This is a genomic window from Pseudomonas fragariae (ex Marin et al. 2024) (genome assembly GCF_059621105.1).
In genome coordinates this window covers 3,605,631-3,626,030 of record NZ_CM184369.1, presented here as the reverse complement: position 1 = coordinate 3,626,030, position 20,400 = coordinate 3,605,631, and the positions used below count along the sequence as shown (strand labels likewise).

Here is a 20,400-nt window from a genome sequence, read left to right as displayed (position 1 = left end):
CTAGCGAATCAAGAGAGCAGACATGGGCGCACAGTGGAAGGTCAAGCATAAAGAAGCGGCAGCCAATGCCAAGGGACGTACGTTTGGCAAGCTGTCCAAGGAGATCATGATCGCAGCCCGCGCTGGCGCAGACCCGGACATGAACTCGCGTCTGCGGCTGGTGGTCGAGCAGGCCAAGAAGGCCTCGATGCCGCGCGAGACCCTGGAGCGTGCCATCAAGAAGGGCGCAGGCCTGCTGGGTGAGAGCGTCAATTTCGAGCGTCTGACCTACGAAGGTTTTGCGCCACACCGCGTGCCGGTGATCGTCGAGTGCCTGACCGACAACATCAACCGGACGGTCTCGGAAATTCGCGTGCTGTTCCGCAAGGGCCAGTTGGGCGCTGCGGGTTCGGTTTCGTGGGACTTTTTGTATCAGGGCATGATCGAGGCTGTTCCTGCAGCAGCAGATGCTGACCCGGAACTGGCGGCAATCGAGGCCGGCGCTCAGGATTTCGAGCCAGGTGAAGAGGGCGCGACGCTGTTCCTCACCGAATCCACCGACATGGACGCGGTCTGCAAGGCGCTCCCGGAGTTCGGTTTCACCGTCCAGTCCGCGCAACTGGGCTATCGCCCGAAAAGCACCGTGGACGGCCTGACCGATGAGCAGATGGCCGAAGTCGAAGCGTTTCTCGAAGCCATCGACAACCATGATGACGTGCAGAACGTTTACGTGGGCCTGGCAGGCTGATCACTGCGCAATGGAGCGCTTTACGCGCTCCATGTTTTGATCTGTAGAAGAATCTCTGCCAGCGACGGTCGTTGCTGGCAATCGGGCTGCACGCAACTCGCCTGCAGCGCCTGTAGACCCGCCATGACGTTCTGATCCTGTGGATCTGCCTCGCAACGCTCCAGCAATTCCCCCAGCAAGATACCGAATGCCCGCGTTTCGATGCGCTCCAGCGCCTCACCCAGCCCGGCTGACGGGTGAAAGGACGCCGCGCCGAAGTCGCTGAGCAGGCAATGGCCATCCTCCTGCACAAGAATGTTGTGACCATAAAGGTCGCCATGCGTGATCCCGCGGGCGTGCAGGTGCGCGGTGACCGATGCGATGCCTTCAGCGAGGCGCAGCAGCACCGGCAGGGAAAAGCGCGTGTCGTTGGCGTAGACATCGCGGCTACAGGATTCCAGGCTCGGCGGACCGGCAAGATTGCCGAAATCGGGGGCTATCAGCGCCATGACCAGGCCGCGCTGCTGCTCGGGATGCCCGCTGATCTGTCCAAGCACCTCGATCAGCTGTGCGTGGCGGCCTGCGGCAATGCAGGCCGCCATTTCATTGAGCGGCGAGCCATCGCTGGTGACCGCGCCCTTGTACAGCTTGACCGCTGCCATGCGCTCAGCGCCGGCGTCGTGCCAGACCGCTTGTTGAATGATCCCCGACGCACCTTCGCCCAGGCGTTGATGAAGACTGAGATGTTGCCAGGGGATTTCCCGGATCGGCGCGCTGGGACGCTCTGCGCACAGCGGGTTGTCGGCGAAGGCGAGCCATGCCAGCGCAGGCAGGCTCAGCAGCCAGTCCGGCAACTCGGTCAGACGATTGGCCGCAATGCGGATCAGCTCCAGCTTGTGACACTGCGCGAGGGTGGCGGGCAGGGTGCGCAGGCGATTGCCGGCGAGCATCAGCTTTTGCAGGTCCGGGCGGCAGCCCAGTTCGTCGGGCAGCGACTCGATGCGGTTGTCGGTGAGGATCAGCCAGCGCAGGCGCGGCGGCAGTGCCGCGGCGCTGACCTGCTCTATGCGGTTGGCCTTGAGGCCGACAATCTGCAACTGCGGGCATTGGCCAATGCTTTCCGGCAGGTGCATAAAGGCGTTGTCTGATGCGAACAGCACGCGCAGGCGGGTCAGGCGACCCAGGTCGTCAGGCAGCGAGGTCAGCCTGTTGCTGCTGAGGTTCAAGACTTCCAGCGTGTCGGCCAGGTCGAAGATTTCGACCGGGAATTCGCTCAGGCCACAGGAGAGGTCAAGCCGTTTGATGCCTGCCAGCTTGCCGGCGCGTAGGTCTGCGAGGGTATGCATGAATAGGTTCGGTCATTGATGTCGGACGAGGCGCGCATGATAACGGGAGTTGCCGCCGCTGACTCCCTGCAAAGCGGCTCAGCTCAGGCAGCGGTCGACCCATTGACGCACGCGTTCGGGCGCAGGTGCCGATTCGGCATACAGAATCCGGTAAATCATCGGTGCAACGACGGCATCGATCATGTCGTCGGCACTGGGAGAAACCTCGCCGCGAGCGATGGCACGATCGATCATGACCTGCAACTGCTCGCGAACCATTGCCGCGCACTTGCCGACACAGCCGGAGGTGCTGGCGGCGACATCGCGCATCAATGCCCGGCCAGGTGCCGAGGACATTTCGTCCAGATACATTTCACTCCAGGTCAGCAGGTCCTGATGCAGGCTGCCCTGATCGATCGGCACGTCAGGGCGCAGACGCTCCAGGGCAGCGTCCGCCAGCAACGTGGTCAGATCACCCCAGCGGCGATAAATGGTCGACGGCGTGACGCCTGCCCGGGTCGCGATCATCGGCACGCTGAGTGCTGACCGATCGTGCTCCTGCAACAAATCGCGGACCGCGCGGTGAATGGATTCCTGCACCCGGGCACTGCGGCCTCCGGTGCGAACTGCTTCTTTGATAGCCATACGGCGGACCTTAACACAAAGTATTTGCTTTAAGCGCTATCACGTCGCACACTTCGCAAAAGCTAATTTATGGCTTTAACAGATTGCATTGGCGGAGAGCGTATCCATGTCCCTTTCTTCAAACGATTCGACGTCGCCAGACGTGAAGTCTGACGGTCGGGCACCAAACCATCTCGGGTTTCTGGCGTTTACCACGTTATGCTTTTTTGCCGCGTCCAGCACGCCCACGCCGCTTTATCACCTGTATCAGGAGGCATGGGGATTCTCGGCGGGCGTGCTCACCCTGATTTTTGCAGTGTATGCATTCAGCCTGCTGGCTGCCTTGTTGATGGGCGGATCGTTGTCTGACTATCTGGGACGGCGCCCGGTGATTTTCGGTGCCTTGCTGCTGCAAAGCGTCTCGATGCTGCTGTTCATTCTGGCCAGTGATGTCAGCTGGCTGGTGGCCGCGCGCCTGCTGCAGGGTTTTGCAACGGGGCTGGCGGCCAGCGCACTGGGCGCAGCCTTGCTGGACAGTGATTCGGTCAAAGGACCGTTGATCAACAGTATTTCGCCGATGCTCGGCATGGCCGTTGGCGCTCTGGGCACGGCACTGCTGGCGCAGTACGCGCCGTTGCCGCTGATGCTCGGTTACTGCTTGCTGCTGGCCGCATTCCTGAGTCAGGCCCTGTACCTGGGACGCGTCGAGGAAACCGTCAGTCGCCAGCCCGGTGTCTGGCAATCCCTCAAGCCCTCGTTGCATGTTCCGCAGCAGGCACGGCGCATGCTATGGCTGGTCCTGCCGGTGGACATCGCCGCGTGGGCACTGGGTGGCTTCTTTCTGTCGTTGAGCCCGTCCTTGCTGGTGGCGGCGACCGGCTCCACCTCACCGCTCAATGGCGGCCTGGCGGTTGCGGCGCTGACTCTAAGCGGCGCTGCGGCGATTCTGACGCTGCGTCAGCGTGAGCCGGTGCTCGGCTTATGGGTTGGCGCGAGCTTTCTGCCGTTGGGTGTTGCGGTGATCCTGCTTTCGATCAACCTCGGTTTGTTGTGGTTGTTTTTCGTCGGCGCAGTGGTCGCAGGTGTGGGATTCGGATCGAGCTTTCTGGGCGCGCTGCGCATGCTCATGCCACTGGCGCATGCCCACGAGCGGGGCGGGCTGATGTCGGCTTTTCTGGTGCTCAGTTACCTGGCCTTCTGCATACCGGCACTGGTCGCCGGATTCTTTGCCCACTCGGCAGGGCTGGTGATGACCAGTAATGTCTACGGGGCAGTGGTGATCACGCTGGCGCTGATCGCGCTGGCCAGCCTGATCGTACGCCGTGCGGCCAGCGCAAACAAAAATGCCCACGCGTAGATGGGCATTTCGGTTTGCCTGAAGACAGCAGAGCCCTTAACGCAGCTCTTTTACCATCTCGGACAGCACGGTCAGTATGTCCCCGGCCAGTTGCGCGGAACGCTTGCCTGACCAGCCGGTGACTGGGTCTGGCGCGTTGTCATGATCCTTGAAGGGCATTTCCAGGGTCAGTGACAGGCACTTGTAGCGTTCGCCCACAGCATTGGCGGCCAGGTTCATGTTGGCCTGACCGGCTGCGCCGCGTGGGTAGCCATGAGCCGTCTGGAAGTTGTCGCTGACCTCGCACAGGCGGCTGCGAAAGCGCTCTTCAAGCTGGCGTTGCTGTGCGGTATACCCCGGATTGCCTTCGCAGGCCGCGGTGAATACGTAGGGGATTTCCTCGTCACCGTGCACGTCGAGGAACATGTCCACGCCGTATTTTTCCATCTGCTGCCTGATGAAGGACACTTCCGGGCTCAGCGCTTCGGTACTGTCCTGCCAGGCACGGTTAAGGTCCTTGCCGCTGGCGTTGGTGCGCAAGTGGCCATGAAAGGCCCCGTCCGGGTTGACGTTCGGCACCAGGTACAGGTCTGCCTCGGCCAGCAATTGCTGCAGCGCGGCGTCATCCTTTTGCTGGAGGCGTTCGATCACGCCCTCCATGAACCATTCGGCCATGTGTTCGCCAGGGTGCTGCTGGGCAATCATCCAGATCTTGCGTTTGCCTTCGGCACCGTCACCCTTGCGCAGCAGCTGAATATCCCGGCCCTCGACGCTTTTGCCGACAGCCAGCAACTGTGTACCGGCTTTTTCCTGCGCCTGTTCGATCAGCCAGTCATGGCGTTCACGGCTGTAGGGTTCGAAGTACGCAAACCAGACCTGCGGCTGCTCCGCGGCCAGGCTGAAATTCAGCGCCTTGCCGTCGAAATCCGACGCGACACGAAACCAGTTCTGATGGTCGTAGGACGCCACGGCGTTGTAGCCGCTCCAGGCACTGTTGAAAGTGGATTGGCTGGCATTGGTCAGGCTGAAGCCATAGGTCTGGCCGACGTTCAGGCCGTCTGCCTTGAAATGAAACCACTGGAAATGCGCGCTTTGCGTGTCGGGCCGAATCGCCAGCCTGATATGCGCCGGGTCGCTTGCGTCGAGAACCTGAATGTTGCCGCTGTCGAAATCTGAACCGATAGTGAGAGTCAAGATAGGTGCCTGCTGCGTAGATGCCTTTTCAGGCCGCTACTGTACACCGATCGACATCGCGTCCTGCGACGTAAACTTCACTGCAACGGTCATCTGCGCGTCAGGAGATGGCCTCGGCGGTGACCATCAGGCTGCAGATGAAGGCGGTCAGCAGGCACCAGGCCAGATACACGCGGCGCTTGCGCCGATGCCAGCCGGATGCGCCGAGTAAAGAGGCGGGTGCCTGCAACTGACGCCACAGTCGCTCGCTGTTCTGGAAGGCCGAAAGGTGCGCGGCATCGGCGTCCAGCCAGTGACGAAACTCGATGCGTTCACTGGCGGTTGCCGCAGGGCTCTGCAAGTGCACATACCAGCGGCTGGCCTGATCCTGAATGGCGGCCTGAGTGGCAGCGCTTGTGGTGTCAGCCGCGCCAGGCACGTGGGCCTTGCCCAGCGCACGAAGCATCGCACGCTCTACCCGGGCAATATCGACGTTCATGAAGGCTGCAATGTCGGCATAGGCCTGGCCGTCGAGTCGGCTGAGCAGGAATATCTGCCGGGTCCGGCGCGAGAGCTTGCCCAGGCGGTGGCCGAGTTCGATGGCCTGCAGCGTGGGTTGCGGCTCGGGCAGGCGGGCGGGGAGGTGCAGTAGAGACGAGAGCTGATTACTCATGATGTATCGCTCGCTGGTCGTCCATGGGAATCTTCCTTGCGATGTCGGGTAGCGTCCGTGACAAGCGTAGACTAGTGAATACGAGAATCATTCTCAAGTGAAAAGTCCCAGCATTTACGTTTTATCTGCCGCATCCAGGCGTTTTTGCCCTAAAAGCATGGCCTTGATCGAGGCGCCTTTGCTATGATCCGCGTCATTGCAACACACCGCGCAATACCCAGACTTCATTAGCCTGAAGCAGCGAAACCATAAAGAAAGAACCAAAAAAAAGACCCGGCAAAAAGCCGGGTCAAAAACCGTGATTAGCCTGATGAGGAGATAATCAGGAAGCCGACCTAAGACTTCCGGGTTATCCAGCGAGTCTCGCGACCCGCTGATGCAATAATAATCATTATCATTTGCAAGTCAAATGTTTTTATTGCCCTCATTGATACCGATAATCCGCCAGCGCTCGCTCGGCGGATTTTCTTTTCTCGATTCTCCCCCGATATCGTCTAGTCCAGCGGCAGCTCCGTGGTGCGCTTTACCGTGCTCATGGCGATGTTCGAGTGGGCCTCGTGGACGTGGGGCAATTGCAGTAAATGATCGCGCAAAAAGCGTTCGTAGCTGGCGATGTCCTGAGCCACAACCTTGAGCATGAAATCCATCCCCCCGGCCATCGTGTAGCACTCCAGCACCTCGGGGTGGCCGATGATTGCCTCCTCGAACTCGGCCAGATAGCGGCGGCCATGGCCTGACAGCTTGACCTCGACGAATACGGTCATGCTCAGTCCCAGCTTCTGGGTACTGAGCAGGGCGACCGTGCGTTCGATCACCCCGTCTTCCTGAAGCCGGTGAATACGCCTCCAGCAGGGCGATTGCGACAGCTCGACCCGTTCGGCGATTTCCGCGGCCGACAGGCTGGCGTCATGTTGCAGCAGACGAAGAATCTTGCGATCGATGGGGCTCAATTTTGGCTGCATGAATTGACCTTGTTTTTTGTTCTGGTCGAAAAAAGCATGCTCAATATCAGCAGATTTGCGCGCATTTAGAAAGAAAAAGCCTCTTTGCTGCTGGCAGTCTAGTTGCAAGGCTGCCGGGCAGGACCGTCCCGGTGCAAATGACCTGACTTATAAGAACAAGAGAGGTATGCGCATGTCCCTGGCTGATATTCGTCTGGATGATAAATACCGGCTTGCCACCGGCAATCTGTACCTGACCGGCACACAGGCCCTGACCCGCCTGCCGATGCTGCAAAAGCAGCGCGATGAGGCGCAGGGCCTGAACACTGCCGGGTTCATCTCCGGCTACCGCGGTTCGCCGCTGGGTAATCTGGACAAGAGCCTTTGGGACGCCAAGGACTACCTGCGACAAAACGCCATCCATTTTCAGCCGGGCATCAACGAAGAACTGGCCGCCACGGCGGTCTGGGGCAGTCAACAGGTCAACCTGTTCCCGCATGGCAAGTACGATGGCGTGTTCGCCCTCTGGTACGGCAAGGGGCCGGGGGTAGACCGTTGCGGTGATGTGTTCAAGCACGGCAACTCAGCCGGTGTTGCCGCCAATGGCGGTGTGCTGATCCTGGCGGGCGACGACCACGGCTGCAAATCATCGACCATCGCCCATCAGAGCGAGCATGCGTTCATCGCCTCGATGATCCCCGTGCTCAACCCCAGTAATGTCCAGGAGATTCTCGACTACGGCATCATTGGCTGGGAGCTGTCGCGCTACAGCGGTTGCTGGGTGGCGATGAAGACCATTGCCGAGAACGTCGACTCTTCCGCGGTGGTCGAGGTCGATCCATTGCGGATCAAAACCCGTATCCCCGACGATTTCGATCTGCCCGAAGGCGGCTTGCACATCCGCTGGCCGGATCCGCCGCTGGCTCAGGAAGCGCGACTCAATACCTACAAGATCTACGCAGCCAGGGCCTTCGCTCGCGCCAACCAGCTCAACAAGGTGGTGATCGATTCTGCGCAACCCCGGCTGGGCATCATCACCACCGGCAAGTCCTATCTGGACGTGCGCCAGGCCCTCGAAGAGCTGGGTATCGATCAGGAGCTGTGCGAGAAGGTCGGGATTCGCGTGCTCAAGGTCGGCATGAGCTGGCCGCTGGAACCGGTATCGGTGCACGATTTTGCCGAAGGGCTGGACGAGATTCTGGTGGTCGAGGAAAAACGCAGTGTCATTGAAGACCAGTTGACCGGTCAGCTCTACAACTGGCCTGTGGAGCGCCGGCCGGTGGTGGTCGGCGAGTTCGACGAGCAGGGCCGCTCACTGCTGCCGAACCTCAGCGAGCTGACTCCGGCGATGATTGCCAGGGTGATTGCCAAACGCCTCGCGCCGTTCTACAGCAGCCCGCAGATCGAAGCGCGCCTGCAGTTTCTCAGTGACAAGGAGCAAGCGCTGCAGGCGCCGCTGTTCAACACCCAGCGCACCCCGCATTTCTGCTCCGGCTGCCCGCACAACACCTCGACAAAGGTGCCGGAGGGCAGCCGCGCCCTGGCCGGGATCGGCTGCCATTACATGACCATCTGGATGGACCGCGAAACCGACACGTTTACCCAGATGGGCGGCGAGGGCGTGACCTGGATCGGTCAGGCGCCGTTCACCGAAACCCCACACGTTTTCCAGAACCTGGGCGACGGTACCTATTTTCACTCGGGTCACCTGGCGCTGCGTGCGGCGGTGGCCTCCAAGGTCAACATTACTTACAAGATTCTCTATAACGATGCGGTGGCCATGACCGGTGGCCAGCCGATCGACGGCGTGCTGCGCGTCGATCAACTGAGCCGTCAGGTGTTCAACGAAGGCGTGCTGCGCATCGCGCTGGTTTCCGACGAACCGAACAAGTACCCGAGTCGTGAGGACTTCGCGCCGATTACCACCTTTCATCATCGGCGCGATCTGGACAGCGTGCAGCGCGAGTTGCGCGAGTTCAAAGGCGTGTCGGTCATCATCTACGACCAGACCTGCGCCACTGAAAAGCGCCGCCGTCGCAAACGCGGCACCATGCCCAATCTGGAAAAGCGCGCGTTGATCAACCCGGCGGTGTGCGAGGGCTGCGGCGATTGCGGGGTCAAATCCGGGTGCCTGTCTGTGCTGCCCAAGGAAACCGCGCAGGGGCGCAAGCGCGAAATCGATCAGAGCGCCTGTAACAAGGATTTCAGTTGCGTCGAGGGTTTCTGCCCAAGCTTCGTCACCGTGCACGGCGGCAAACTGCGCAAGCCTGCGTTGCCCAAGCAGGTCGAGGCGTTCGCGCGTCTGCCGGAACCGGTATTGCCGTCGCTCGACAGGCCGTTCAATATTCTCCTGCCAGGTGTCGGCGGCACTGGGGTGACCACTGTCGGCGCGATGCTGGGTTATGCCGCGAATCTGGAGGGCAAGGGCTGCAGCGTGCTCGATCAGGCCGGTCTGGCACAGAAATTCGGCCCGGTGGTCAGCCATATCCGCATTGCCGCGCGCCAGGAGGATCTGTTTGCCGTGCGTATCGCCGCCGGTGAAGCGCACCTGCTGCTCGGCTGTGACTTGCTGGTGGCTGCCGGCCCGGACGCGATCGCCAAGCTCGATAGCAAGATTTCCCATGCGGTGGTCAACAGTCAGCAAACACCGACCGCCGAGTTCACGCGCAATCCGGATGCCGTGTTTCCGGCCGAAGCCATGAAGCAGACCATCATCGAGGCGGTCGGCGCGGCGAAGACCCACTTTGTCGAAGCCACATCACTGGCCACCCGACTGATGGGCGACAGTATTGCCAGCAACCTGTTCATGCTCGGCTATGCGTTCCAGCTGGGCCTGATTCCATTGACCTCAGCGGCCATCGAGAAAGCCATCGAGCTCAACGGCGTAGCGGTCAACCTGAATCAGCAGGCGTTTCTCTGGGGGCGTCGTACCGCGCATGATCCCGCCGCTGTGGAGGCCTTCGTCAATCCACAAGACAAGGTCAGCGAGCCGCAATCGATGGACCTTGATCAGCGTATCCAGAGTAACGTCGATACCTTGAAGCAGTATCAGAACGCTGCCTACGCCAAGCGCTATCTGGCGTTGGTGCAACGCGTGCGCGACAGCGAATCGCGGGCGTTTCCCGGTCAGCAGCCGACGCTGACCGAGGCGGTGGCCTTCAACTACTTCAAATTGCTGGCCTACAAGGACGAATACGAAGTGGCGCGGCTTTACAGCAACGGCGAGTTTACCCGCCAGTTGCAAGCGCAGTTCGAAGGCGACTACCGGCTGGAGTTTCATCTGGCACCGTCGTGGCTGGCCAAGCGCGATCCGCACAACGGGTTACCGCGCAAACGCAGCTTTGGCCCCTGGATGCTGCGCGCGTTCGATGTGCTGGCGAGATTCAAATTCCTCCGTGGCACGGCGCTCGATCCGTTCGGTCGCAGCCTCGAACGTCAGCAGGAGAGGGCGCTGATTGACCGCTATGTCGGCGATGTCGAGCTGATCCTGCAGCACCTTCAGGCGCAGAATCGCCACACCGCCTTGAGTCTGGCACGCCTGCCGGAACGCATTCGCGGCTATGGCTACATCAAGGAAAGCGCCATGAAGGCCGCTGCCGTGCAGGCCGATATTCTGCGCAAGAGCCTGGAAAGCGGCGAAGTGGCTGCGCCGAAGCTGTACGAGGCGGCTGCCTGAGGAGCGCAATACCAATCAGCGTGCCAGCTCAGCGTTGGCACGCTTTTCATTACGCGATGCGATCGTCGTGCCGCGTAGAGGTACTGACTACAACGGCCTGAACAAGTGGGCATGCCCAGCGCGGTACAGCGAGGACTCGCTGAAGGTGTCATCGGCAAGCACACGTCCGACCAGAATCAGTGCGGTACGGCGAAAGCCCTTGGCCTGTACCTTTTCCTCAATATCCGCCAGCGTGCCAACGGCCCAGTCCTGGTCCGGCCAGCTGGCGCGGTGCACCACTGCAATCGGGCAATCGGCGCCGTAATGTGGCATGAGCTCCTCGACGATCCGCTGCAGGTTGTTCACTCCCAGATGAATCGCCATGGTTGCCCGATGGCTGGCCAGGCTGGCCAGTTCCTCGCCGCTGGGCATTGAGGTCTTGTCGGCATAGCGGGTCAGAATCACGCTCTGCGAAACGTCCGGCAGGGTCAGCTCGACGCCCAGCAGCGCAGCGCAGGCAGCGGTCGCGGTGACCCCCGGAATGATTTCGAACGGAATGTTCAGTTCGCGCAGATGGCGGATCTGCTCGCCGATAGCGCCATACAGGCTTGGGTCCCCGGAGTGCACGCGTGCCACATCCTGGCCTTGTGCGTGCGCGCGCTTGATCAGCTCGATGATCTGCTCCAGGTGCAGCTCGGCGCTGTTGGTCACCTGCACGGCCTGATGACCTTCCAGCACGGCGAGGGGCACTAACGAGCCGGCGTAGATAATGACCGGGCAGCTGCGAATCAGGCGTTGGCCCTTGACGGTGATCAGCTCGGGATCGCCAGGGCCTGCGCCGATGAAATAGACAGTCAATGAATTCTCCGGGGTGAATGAGCGCGGGGAGATTATCCGCTGTGCGCAGGGCTGATTGCCAAGGCAAATGTGGCCTGCGCGCTTTTCTGCCGTTCGATTAGCAGCGTGGCGGTACCGTCTCCCAGTTGCGCCGCCAGCGCCAGAGCCGAGCCTTCGGCGACGCCATGACAGCCAGTGCTCTGGAACACCTGCGCAGAACGGTGCGTGAGGTGCAGTTCCCAGGCCACCAGTTGCGCAGCGTTGAAGCACACCAGCGGCACTGCCAGTTGCCCGGCCAGCTCAAGCAGGCCGGGCTCGGTTTGTTTCAGGTCGATGGACGCCAGCGCGGTCACCCGGCCGATGTCCAGCTCAAGTGCCTGCAGGCTTTGCTCGAGCAGATCGCGCAACAGCGCAGCCGAGCAGCCGCGCCGACAGCCCAGCCCGGCCACCAGTGCTGCGCCGGGTTGAAGCGTCGCTGGATCAGGCTTGATGCAGGTCGACATTGTCGTTATGCACATCGTTTCTGCGGAACAGCCAGGCACTGATCAATCCCAGCGCGACCCAGAACAGCGCGTTGGTCAGCAGCGAGGCCATCATGAACTGCGATTCCAGCGCCTCGGGAGCAAGGCTTTCATGGACCAGCGGCTGTGGCGCGCCAAGCACATGCGGGACCAGCAAAATCGCCACACCCAGTGCTTTGAGCAGCCAGTTCTGACCGAACACCAGCAAGGCCAGCCCGGCGGCAGTCGACGCGGCAGCGCCGAGCCACCACAACTGCCGCTGGCTCAGCTCGGCCGCGGCTGTGCCTGGCAGTTCGGGTGGCAGGCCAAAGGTGGGGGCCAGCACGAACACGGCAAAACCCGCCAGCCCCCACCATGCGCCTTGCACGGTGCGACCCGGCGCGCGCAGGGTGTAAAGCCCGGCAAGCATCAGCGCAAAGCCCACCGCGACCACCAGGTTACCGCCAGTGGTGGATAGCACACGCTGCCAGCCGTTTTCGGGCTCCCAGGCCGCTTCTTCATGGGCATGGCTGTGTTCGGCCATCGCGCCGTCCGCGTGCTGATGCAGTTGCTCGGCAGGCGCGTTTTCGTAGGTCTCGGCCTGCTGGATCAGCGGCACCACCCACAGGCTTTGCAGCAGGGTCAGCAGCAGGGCGGCGAGCAGGCCGGTGAAACCTGCGGTATAGGCGATTCGCTTGAACAATGTGTGGCCCTCAATGGCAAGGAAAGGCAGCGCTGTGACGGGTATCGTGTGCCGCGTTGTGTACGGCCGCGATGTGCGAGAAACCGGCGAAGTACACCAGGCAGGCGCCGAGAAGCGCAGCGCTGATGGCGGCGGTCAGGCGTTGAATGCGTGTGGAGCTGGGTGCGGCGGCGTGGCTGCTGATGGTCGACATGGCGTTCCCTCTTGATGATCGGCAAGTGGGCCACGCGCAAAAGAACCTGCCGGCAGACGCCGGAGGTTTCAACTGCGCCCGCCCACCGCGGGTTTGTCATTGCAAGCATATCGGGCCGGTCTCCGGGCTCGCGAGGGGCCAGGACGTCAATGCGTCAAAGCCTGCAAGGTCACCTTCCCATGCCAGCGGCACAGTGGATCAGACCTACGCTCGCTTACCGTTGCGGGGGCAGCACCGGACTTGCTCGACAACGCGAGCGCACCGGTTTCCCGTTTCACCCCGTGAGGGGCACCCGAAACAAGGCGCACAGGAGAGCATGGGCGGCGGGGCAGCGTCAATCTGAACGATTGACCTGTCTGCAGTCACTGCGTAGCCTTGCCGGTTCGAGGTTCTCCCCGGGTAAAACATCACCCAGTGGAGCTAAGACGGGAATGCGGTACAAGCCGCAGCTGCCCCCGCAACTGTAAACGGTCATGTTCATTGCACAGCCACTGCTGCGGCGGGAAGGCGCGATGAATGCGTGTCGGCACATTATTGATTGCCTGCCGCACGCCGCCGTGAGCCAGGAGACCTGCCTCGAACGGGCCACACATGCTGCGGCCCTGGAGAATTCTCACTACAACCGGGCGGGGTGATCCGGTGGCGATCCGATCTGCGTGTCATGCATGCGGTTCTCGTCCTGTTTGCCCGCCGCATTGCCAAAGGGCACCTGATGAAAACACTGGCCAAGCTTCCCGTCACCATCGTCACCGGCTTCCTCGGCTCGGGCAAGACCACCCTGTTGCGGCACATGCTCGACAACGCCGAAGGGCGGCGCATTGCGGTCATCGTCAATGAGTTCGGCGAGCTGGGCATCGACGGAGAAATCCTCAAGCAGTGCACGATCGGCTGCACCGAAGAAGAAGCCAACGGCCGGGTGTACGAACTGGCCAATGGCTGCCTGTGCTGCACCGTGCAGGAAGAGTTCTTCCCGGTGATGCGCGAACTGGTCGCGCGCCGTGGTGACCTGGACCATATCCTGATCGAAACCTCGGGGCTGGCGCTGCCCAAGCCGCTGGTCCAGGCTTTTCAGTGGCCGGAAATCCGCAACGCCTGCACGGTCGATGCGGTGATCACGGTGGTCGACAGCCCGGCGGTACTGGCCGGTACCTTCGCTGCCTTCCCGGATCAGGTCGATGCGCAGCGCAAACTCGATCCCAACCTGGACCACGAGTCGCCCCTGCACGAACTGTTTGCCGATCAACTGGCCAGCGCCGATCTGGTGATCCTCAACAAGGCCGACATGATCGACGCCGAAGGTCTGGCGACGGTGCGTGCCGAAGTTGCCGAGGAGCTGCCGCCTGCGGTCAAGGTGATCGAAGCCAGCAGCGGTCGCCTGCCGATCAGCGTGCTGCTGGGTGTTGGTGCCGAGTCCGAGCTGCACATCGACGCTCGCAAGACCCACCATGATCACCACGACGATGACGATCATGATGACCACGATCACGACGCGTTCGATTCGATTTCCCTGAAGCTGCCGCAAGCCGATGAAAAAGTCCTGCTCGATGCACTGAATCAACTGGTGGTGCAACACGGCATTCTGCGTGTGAAGGGCTTCGCGGCCATTCCCGGCAAGCCGATGCGCCTGCTGATTCAAGGTGTCGGCACGCGTTTCGACAAGCACTTCGACCGCGCCTGGCGTGCCGATGAAGAGCGTGCCACGCACCTGGTGCTGATTGGTCAGGAGCTGGATGCCGCAGCCCTGCAAGCGCAACTCAATGCTGCGATTGCCGGCTGACCCATGCATTTACTGAGAACCCAGCCCGGCGGTTTCGTACCTGACGACAATATTGCCGATCTGGGCCAGACGCCGGCCGAGCTGGTGATTCTCTGCAGCGGCGACTCCAGCCTGGCGCTGCTGGCCGAAGCTGCCCGGCAGCTCCCCGAAGACTACCCCAGCCTGCGTCTGGCCAACCCGATGCAGGTCCAGAATCACGCCTCTGTCGACCTGTACGTCGATGAAGTGCTGCGTCACGCAAAGGTCATTCTGATTTCGCTGCACGGCGGTATCGGCTATTGGCGCTATGGTGTCGAGCGGCTGATGGAGCTCGCGGCACGTGGTGTTCAGGTCATTCTGGTGCCCGGTGATGACCGCCCCGATCCGGAACTGAGCGATCTGAGCACCGTGCCTGCCGCAGAGCGCGATCGACTCTGGCAGTTCCTGCGTCAGGGCGGCCTGCAGAACGCGCTGCAACTGTACAACTGCATGGCCAGTCGCTGGCTGCACCGCGATTACTCATGGGCCGAGCCCGCGCCGTTACCGCGCACGGCCATCTACCATCCGCGACTGGCAAGCGCGCAGCTTGCCGATTGGCAGGCAGACTGGCTTGCCGAGCAGCCGGTGGTGGCGCTGCTGTTCTATCGCTCGCACCTGCAGGCCGCCAATACCGGTTTCATCGACGAGTTCTGTACGCGCTTGCAGGCGCAAGGCATCAACCCGCTGCCCATCGCCGTGGCCAGCCTCAAGGAGCCCGGCTGTTTCACTCAGGTGGAAGACTGGCTGGATGAGGCTGAAACCGAGCTGATCCTCAATACCACCGGTTTTGCCCAGTCGAGTCCGGAAGCGCCGCATCTGCGGCCGTTTCGGCGCAACGTGCCGGTCATTCAGGCCATCTGCGCGCAGGACAACGAGCCTGCCTGGCAGGCCAGCGAACAGGGCCTCGGCGCTCGCGATCTGGCGATGCACATTGCCTTGCCGGAGCTGGACGGACGGATCATCAGTCGGCCGATCAGCTTCAAGGACCTGGCCTGGCGCAGTGAGCGCAGCCAGTCGGACGTGGTCTGCTACCGCGCCCAGCCGGACCGGATGGATTTCGTCGCGGAATTGGCGCGGCGCTGGATCGAGCTTGCACGCCTGCCCAATGGCGAAAAGCGCGTGGCACTGATCCTCGCCAATTACCCGACTCGCGACGGGCGGATCGGCAACGGTGTGGGGCTCGATACGCCTGCTGCGGCGCTGAATATGCTGCGCGCCATGCAGGCCGAGGGCTATCCGCTGGCACCGTTGCCGGACACTGGCACCGAACTGATCCAGCAACTGCTGGGCGGCGTGACCAATGATCTGGACAGTATCGACCAGCGCCCGTGTCAGCAGAGCATGGCGCTGGAGGAATACCTGGCGGCGTTCAACGAACTGCCGCAGGAAAATCGCGATGCGGTGAACGCCCGTTGGGGCACGCCGGACACCGATCCGATGTTTCGCAGCGGCCGGATGATGATCGCCGGACTGCGCTTTGGCCTCACGTTCATCGGCATTCAACCGGCGCGGGGTTATCAGGTCGACCCGAGCGCGGTGTATCACGACCCGGATCTGGTTCCACCCCATGGCTATCTGGCGTTCTACTTCTGGTTGCGCAAGGCCTACGGCGCGCATGCGGTGGTGCATGTCGGCAAGCACGGCAACCTCGAATGGCTGCCGGGCAAGGGCGTGGGGCTGTCGCGAACCTGCTGGCCGGACGCGGTGCTGGGCGCCATGCCGAACATCTATCCGTTCATCGTCAACGACCCGGGCGAGGGCGCACAGGCCAAACGGCGCACTCAGGCGGTCATCATCGATCACTTGATGCCGCCGCTGACCCGCGCGGAGACCTACGGCCCGTTGCGCAATCTGGAACTGCTCGCCGACGAATTCTATGAAGCGCAAATGCTTGATCCGCGCCGCGCGCGCGAGCTGCAGCGTGACATTCTCGAACTGGTTCGTGAAACCCATATCGACCGCGAACTGGCGTTGGGCGAGAACCTCGACAGCGATGCCGACGCGGCGCTCTGGCTGCCACGTCTGGACACTTACCTGTGTGACCTGAAGGAATCACAGATTCGCGATGGCCTGCATATCTTCGGTCAATCGCCGCAAGGTCGCCTGCGCATCGACACCTTGCTAGCCCTGCTGCGTATTCCGCGCGGTGACGGGCGTGGCGCGCAGTCCAGTCTGTTGCGCGCGTTGAGCAAGGCGTTCGAGCTGGACTTCGACCCCTTGAACTGCGAGCTGGCCGAACCCTGGACCGGCCCGCGTCCTGCTGCGTTGCAGCACCTGAGCAGCGACCCCTGGCGCAGTGCGGGCGACGCGCGCGAGCGGCTGGAGCTTTACGCCGCCATCCTTATCGAACGCGTCACGCAGGGCGAAGCGTTGACCGACTTGCCGGCGCACGATGATCTGGCGCTGATTCTCGACAGCTTGCGTGACGTTGTCGCGCCGCGTCTGGATGCCTGCGGCCCCGGCGAAATGCAGGGCATGCTCGATGCCCTGAGTGGTCGCTTCGTTCCGGCAGGCCCCAGCGGCGCGCCGAGCCGGGGCCGTCTGGATGTGCTGCCCACCGGCCGCAACTTTTTTACCGTGGACGTGCGCAACCTGCCGACCACCACGGCCTGGCGAATCGGCTTCCAGTCCGCCAACCTGTTGCTGGAACGTCACCTGCAGGACCATGGCGATCACCTGCGCCAGCTGGGCCTGTCGGTATGGGGCACGGCGACCATGCGTACCGGCGGTGACGACATCGCCCAGGCCATGGCGCTGATGGGCGTGCGTCCGGTGTGGGCGACGGGCAGTCAGCGGGTCGACGACTTCGAGATTCTGCCGATCAGCCTGCTCGACCGCCCGCGAGTGGACGTGACACTGCGGGTCTCCGGTTTCTTCCGCGACGCGTTCGCCAACCTCATCAAGCTGTTCGACGCTGCGGTGCAGGCCGTCGCGGCGCTTGACGAGCCCGACGACCTGAACCCGCTGGCGGCCAGGGTCCGTGAAGAACGGCAAGGCTTCCTCGCAGAAGGTCTGGACGAAGACGAGGCGGCGCGTCAGGCCGGCTGGCGGATATTCGGTGCCAAGCCCGGTGCCTATGGCGCTGGCGTACAGGGTGCTATCGATGGCCGCCTGTGGCAGAGCCGCGACGACCTTGCCGAGGTTTACCTGAACTGGGGCGGTTACGCCTATGGCGCTGCCGATGAAGGTACGCCTGCGCGTCAGCGCTTTGCCCAGCGGCTTTCTCAGGTGCAGGCGGTGCTGCAGAATCAGGACAATCGCGAGCACGATCTGCTCGACTCAAATGACTACTACCAGTTTCAGGGCGGCATGCTCGCCGCTTCTGAAAGCCTCAGCGGGCAGAAGACCGCCAGTTACCATGGCGATCACAGCCAGCCCGACCTGCCGAAGATCCGCACCCTCAAGGAAGAGCTGAACCGGGTGATACGCTCGCGCGCAGCGAATCCGAAATGGATCGAAGGGGCCAAGCGCCATGGTTACAAAGGTGCTTTCGAAATGGCCGCGACCGTGGATTTCCTGTTCGCGTTCGATGCGACCACCGAGCTGATCGATGATCACCAGTACGCGCTGCTCGCCGACGCCTATCTGCTGGACCCGGCGACTCGCGATTTCATCGCCGAGCACAACCCCGATGCCTTGCGCGACATGACCGAGCGCATGCTCGAAGCCCAGCAGCGCGGCCTCTGGCAGGAGCCTGGCGAGTATCAGCAGGCGCTGGAAGACCTGCTCCTGGACATAGAAGAGAACTGATGACCGTGTCTGATTCAACGATGAGCGAAACTCCGCATTTTCCACTGGCCGCTGTGGTCGGTGCTGATGACCTGAAACTGGCGTTATGCCTGACTGCCATTGACCCGCGCATCGGCGGCGTGTTGATCGAAGGGCCAAGAGGCATGGCCAAGTCGACGCTGGCCCGCGGTTTGGCCGATGTGCTGGCCAGCGGTCAGTTCGTCACCTTGCCGCTGGGCGCTACCGAAGAGCGTCTGGTCGGCACGCTGGACCTTGACGCCGCGCTGAGCGAAGGCCGCGCGCGCTTCTCTCCGGGCGTGCTGGCCAAGGCCGACGGTGGCGTGCTGTATGTCGATGAGGTCAACCTGCTTGCCGACCATCTGGTCGACCTGCTGCTGGACGTCGCAGCCAGCGGCGTCAACCTGGTCGAGCGCGACGGTATCTCCCATCGTCATGCTGCGCGTTTCGTGCTGATCGGTACCATGAACCCCGAAGAGGGCGAATTGCGCCCGCAGTTGCTGGATCGCTTTGGCCTCAATGTGGCCCTGAGCGGCCATACGCTGCCTGCCGAGCGCAGTCAGATCATCCGTCGCCGTCTGGATTTCGACAGCGATCCGCAGGGCTTCTGCCAGCACTGGCAAACGCAGCAGGATGCCTTGAAGCAGCGCTGTGAACAGGCACGTCAGTTGCTGTCGGGCATTGAACTGGATGACCAGTCCCTGGCAATGATCACCGAGCGCTGCTTTGCCGCAGGTGTCGACGGCATGCGCGCCGATCTGGTCTGGCTGCGGGCTGCGCGCGCGCATGCGGCGTGGCGGGGGGCCGGGCACATTGAAGAGCAGGACATCGAGGCGGTTGCCGAATTTGCCTTGCGTCATCGGCGTCGCGAGCCCTTACCGCCGCCGCAAAACTCCGAGGCGCCGCCACCGCCACCGGGCTCGTCCAGCAAACAGGCCGAGCCTGAAAGCGGGCAGGGCAACTGGGGTGAGTTGCCCGCTCAGGCCGTCACGACCGGATCACGCCGCGAAGTGCCGAGCTGGCCAAAAAAGCCCTAGGCATCCGCCCCCGCGCCATACAGGGGGCGGATGCCATTCCCCGTCCCGGTCGACTGGCCAGCGGCAGGCAGGGCGCTGTGCGTGTCGGAGCTGACGGCCCGGTGCAATGGTTGCCGACCTTTTTGCGCGGTCAGCCGAAGAGCTACAAGGACCTGGTTCGCCAGCCGCGTAGCAGCCGGCCCAGCGAGTTATTGCTGGTGATTGTCGATGCTTCGGCGTCTACCCGCCGCCATCAGGCGTTGAGTCAGGCCAAGGGCCTGCTGTCGCAGATGTTCGACGATGCCTATCGACGCCGGGCTCGGCTGGCCTTGCTGACCGCCAGCGGCACTGCGCCACGCTGGCAGCATCAAGGGCTGAAGGCCTCGTCGGCGTTGACACCCTGGCTGGATGCACTGGGGGCTGGTGGTGGTACGCCGTTGCCGGAAGCGCTGCAACAGGCGGCTGAATGGTTGGCGCAACGGCAAAAACGCTATCCGGCTGAACAGCAGCGGGTTCTGGTGCTGACCGATGGTCGGATCAAGTCGTTACCGGCACTGCCTGCGTTCGACTGCGCCAGTTTGCTGATCGATATCGAGAAAGGCCCGATCCGCCTGGGAAGGGCGCGGGAACTGGCATCGAGTCTGGGGGCCGAGTATCGGCACATCGATGAGTTGAAGCGGGTCTGAGGATGGGGAATCCGTCAGGCCCTGCTCTCTTGCCGATGCTCTGCGGGGTTGGCGCGCGCAGAGCATGGCACTGAGAACACATTCCTGTGGGCGCGGCTAGTGCGGCGATCCCACAGGTTTTCCATTACGCCAAGCGGGGAGCCCGCTCGGTCAGGCATCAAGCCGGCATGGTCCACGGCTCAAGGTCGTAGCCTTCGTTGCTGATTTCTGCACGGGCCTGTTCCAGAGCGCTGGCCAGCTGGCGCTTGTCGGAATAGGTGCTGCTCGGGATCTGCTTGCGACCGATACGGTTGCTGGTGCGGTCGATCACCGTCAGGCTCAGTTCGCCGTTACCGTCCTGTGGTGCCCAGGCAACACACTGGAAGGGTTCAAAAGCGTGTCCAGCGATCAGAAGTGCATCGTTGAAGCGCAGTGGGGCGTTCATGGTCGTTTCCTCAAGTGCCCATATCAATTCAGTCACGTCGGCGGGCTAACCGTCCGGCTGGTTACT

General features: G+C 62.3%; 17 protein-coding genes and 2 riboswitches. Of the genes, 7 read left to right on the top strand and 10 right to left on the bottom strand.

Going from position 1 to position 20,400, the window contains the following annotated elements:
• The first annotated feature begins 22 nt into the window (after positions 1–22).
• Entirely contained in the window at positions 23–727 is a 705-nt protein-coding gene (locus AC54XV_RS15545; protein ID WP_003364547.1) for a YebC/PmpR family DNA-binding transcriptional regulator, read from the top strand.
• Positions 728–747: 20 nt separating this feature from the next.
• Here the strand turns inward: AC54XV_RS15545 and AC54XV_RS15540 are convergent, their stop codons facing one another.
• Together AC54XV_RS15540 and AC54XV_RS15535 are read right to left on the bottom strand one after the other, a co-directional pair.
• The gene (locus AC54XV_RS15540; RefSeq protein WP_060409399.1) at positions 748–2,052 is read right to left on the bottom strand and encodes a leucine-rich repeat-containing protein kinase family protein; all 1,305 of its coding nucleotides are present in this window, start codon (positions 2,050–2,052) and stop codon (positions 748–750) included.
• A 78-nt stretch (positions 2,053–2,130) separates the two neighbouring features.
• Positions 2,131–2,676: a TetR/AcrR family transcriptional regulator gene (locus tag AC54XV_RS15535; protein WP_011268164.1), complete on the bottom strand. Its 546-nt coding sequence runs from the start codon at positions 2,674–2,676 to the stop codon at positions 2,131–2,133.
• Positions 2,677–2,782: 106 nt separating this feature from the next.
• Here AC54XV_RS15535 and AC54XV_RS15530 point away from each other — a divergent pair, with 106 nt between their 5' ends.
• On the top strand, positions 2,783–4,012 hold the full coding sequence (locus tag AC54XV_RS15530) for an MFS transporter (protein ID WP_032619714.1): 1,230 nt from the start codon (positions 2,783–2,785) through the stop codon (positions 4,010–4,012).
• 36 nt (positions 4,013–4,048) lie between these two features.
• Here the strand turns inward: AC54XV_RS15530 and AC54XV_RS15525 are convergent, their stop codons facing one another.
• From AC54XV_RS15525 to AC54XV_RS15515, 3 genes are all read right to left on the bottom strand, one after another.
• On the bottom strand, positions 4,049–5,185 hold the full coding sequence (locus AC54XV_RS15525; RefSeq protein WP_060409401.1) for a M14 family metallopeptidase: 1,137 nt from the start codon (positions 5,183–5,185) through the stop codon (positions 4,049–4,051).
• Between the two features lie 100 nt (positions 5,186–5,285).
• Complete coding sequence (locus AC54XV_RS15520; RefSeq protein ID WP_011268161.1) at positions 5,286–5,837, bottom strand: DUF4880 domain-containing protein; 552 nt, start codon at positions 5,835–5,837, stop codon at positions 5,286–5,288.
• Between the two features lie 494 nt (positions 5,838–6,331).
• The gene (locus tag AC54XV_RS15515) at positions 6,332–6,799 is read right to left on the bottom strand and encodes an Lrp/AsnC family transcriptional regulator (protein ID WP_002553253.1); all 468 of its coding nucleotides are present in this window, start codon (positions 6,797–6,799) and stop codon (positions 6,332–6,334) included.
• A gap of 172 nt (positions 6,800–6,971) precedes the next feature.
• On the opposite strand from AC54XV_RS15515, the gene AC54XV_RS15510 reads away from it, so the two are divergent.
• Positions 6,972–10,454 (top strand): indolepyruvate ferredoxin oxidoreductase family protein, encoded by a 3,483-nt coding sequence (locus tag AC54XV_RS15510; RefSeq protein WP_496717035.1) that lies wholly within the window; start codon positions 6,972–6,974, stop codon positions 10,452–10,454.
• Positions 10,455–10,541: 87 nt separating this feature from the next.
• On the opposite strand, the gene cobM is transcribed toward AC54XV_RS15510, so the two are convergent.
• Genes cobM through AC54XV_RS15490 form a run of 4 tightly spaced genes read right to left on the bottom strand, consistent with a single transcriptional unit; the run spans position 10,542 to position 12,666 of the window.
• Complete coding sequence (gene cobM, locus AC54XV_RS15505; protein WP_024651152.1) at positions 10,542–11,291, bottom strand: precorrin-4 C(11)-methyltransferase; 750 nt, start codon at positions 11,289–11,291, stop codon at positions 10,542–10,544.
• A gap of 32 nt (positions 11,292–11,323) precedes the next feature.
• Positions 11,324–11,773 (bottom strand): cobalamin biosynthesis protein, encoded by a 450-nt coding sequence (locus AC54XV_RS15500; RefSeq protein WP_003400608.1) that lies wholly within the window; start codon positions 11,771–11,773, stop codon positions 11,324–11,326.
• Positions 11,751–12,473, bottom strand: coding sequence for a CbtA family protein (locus tag AC54XV_RS15495; protein WP_003400609.1), 723 nt, complete (start codon positions 12,471–12,473; stop codon positions 11,751–11,753). Before AC54XV_RS15495 ends, AC54XV_RS15500 begins: the two co-directional genes overlap by 23 nt.
• Positions 12,474–12,483: 10 nt before the next feature.
• Positions 12,484–12,666, bottom strand: a complete 183-nt coding sequence (locus AC54XV_RS15490; protein WP_024641522.1) for a CbtB domain-containing protein — start codon at positions 12,664–12,666, stop codon at positions 12,484–12,486.
• 96 nt (positions 12,667–12,762) lie between these two features.
• Positions 12,763–12,977, bottom strand: a riboswitch (cobalamin riboswitch).
• 58 nt (positions 12,978–13,035) lie between these two features.
• A riboswitch (cobalamin riboswitch) is annotated at positions 13,036–13,259 on the top strand.
• A 119-nt stretch (positions 13,260–13,378) separates the two neighbouring features.
• Between AC54XV_RS15490 and cobW the strand changes: the two genes are divergently transcribed.
• Genes cobW through AC54XV_RS15470 form a run of 4 tightly spaced genes read left to right on the top strand, consistent with a single transcriptional unit; the run spans position 13,379 to position 19,910 of the window.
• The gene (cobW, locus tag AC54XV_RS15485) at positions 13,379–14,443 is read left to right on the top strand and encodes a cobalamin biosynthesis protein CobW (RefSeq protein ID WP_011268157.1); all 1,065 of its coding nucleotides are present in this window, start codon (positions 13,379–13,381) and stop codon (positions 14,441–14,443) included.
• Positions 14,444–14,446: 3 nt separating this feature from the next.
• Complete coding sequence (gene cobN / locus AC54XV_RS15480) at positions 14,447–18,211, top strand: cobaltochelatase subunit CobN (protein ID WP_240851150.1); 3,765 nt, start codon at positions 14,447–14,449, stop codon at positions 18,209–18,211.
• Entirely contained in the window at positions 18,211–19,245 is a 1,035-nt protein-coding gene (locus tag AC54XV_RS15475) for a magnesium chelatase ATPase subunit I (protein ID WP_011268155.1), read from the top strand. Before cobN ends, AC54XV_RS15475 begins: the two co-directional genes overlap by 1 nt.
• Before the next feature lie 53 nt (positions 19,246–19,298).
• Positions 19,299–19,910 carry a vWA domain-containing protein gene (locus tag AC54XV_RS15470; RefSeq protein ID WP_024641520.1) on the top strand — a complete coding sequence of 204 codons (612 nt, stop codon included), beginning with the start codon at positions 19,299–19,301 and terminating at the stop codon, positions 19,908–19,910.
• Between the two features lie 157 nt (positions 19,911–20,067).
• Here the strand turns inward: AC54XV_RS15470 and AC54XV_RS15465 are convergent, their stop codons facing one another.
• Positions 20,068–20,334, bottom strand: coding sequence for a hypothetical protein (locus tag AC54XV_RS15465; RefSeq protein ID WP_003315350.1), 267 nt, complete (start codon positions 20,332–20,334; stop codon positions 20,068–20,070).
• Between the last annotated feature and the right edge of the window lie 66 nt (positions 20,335–20,400).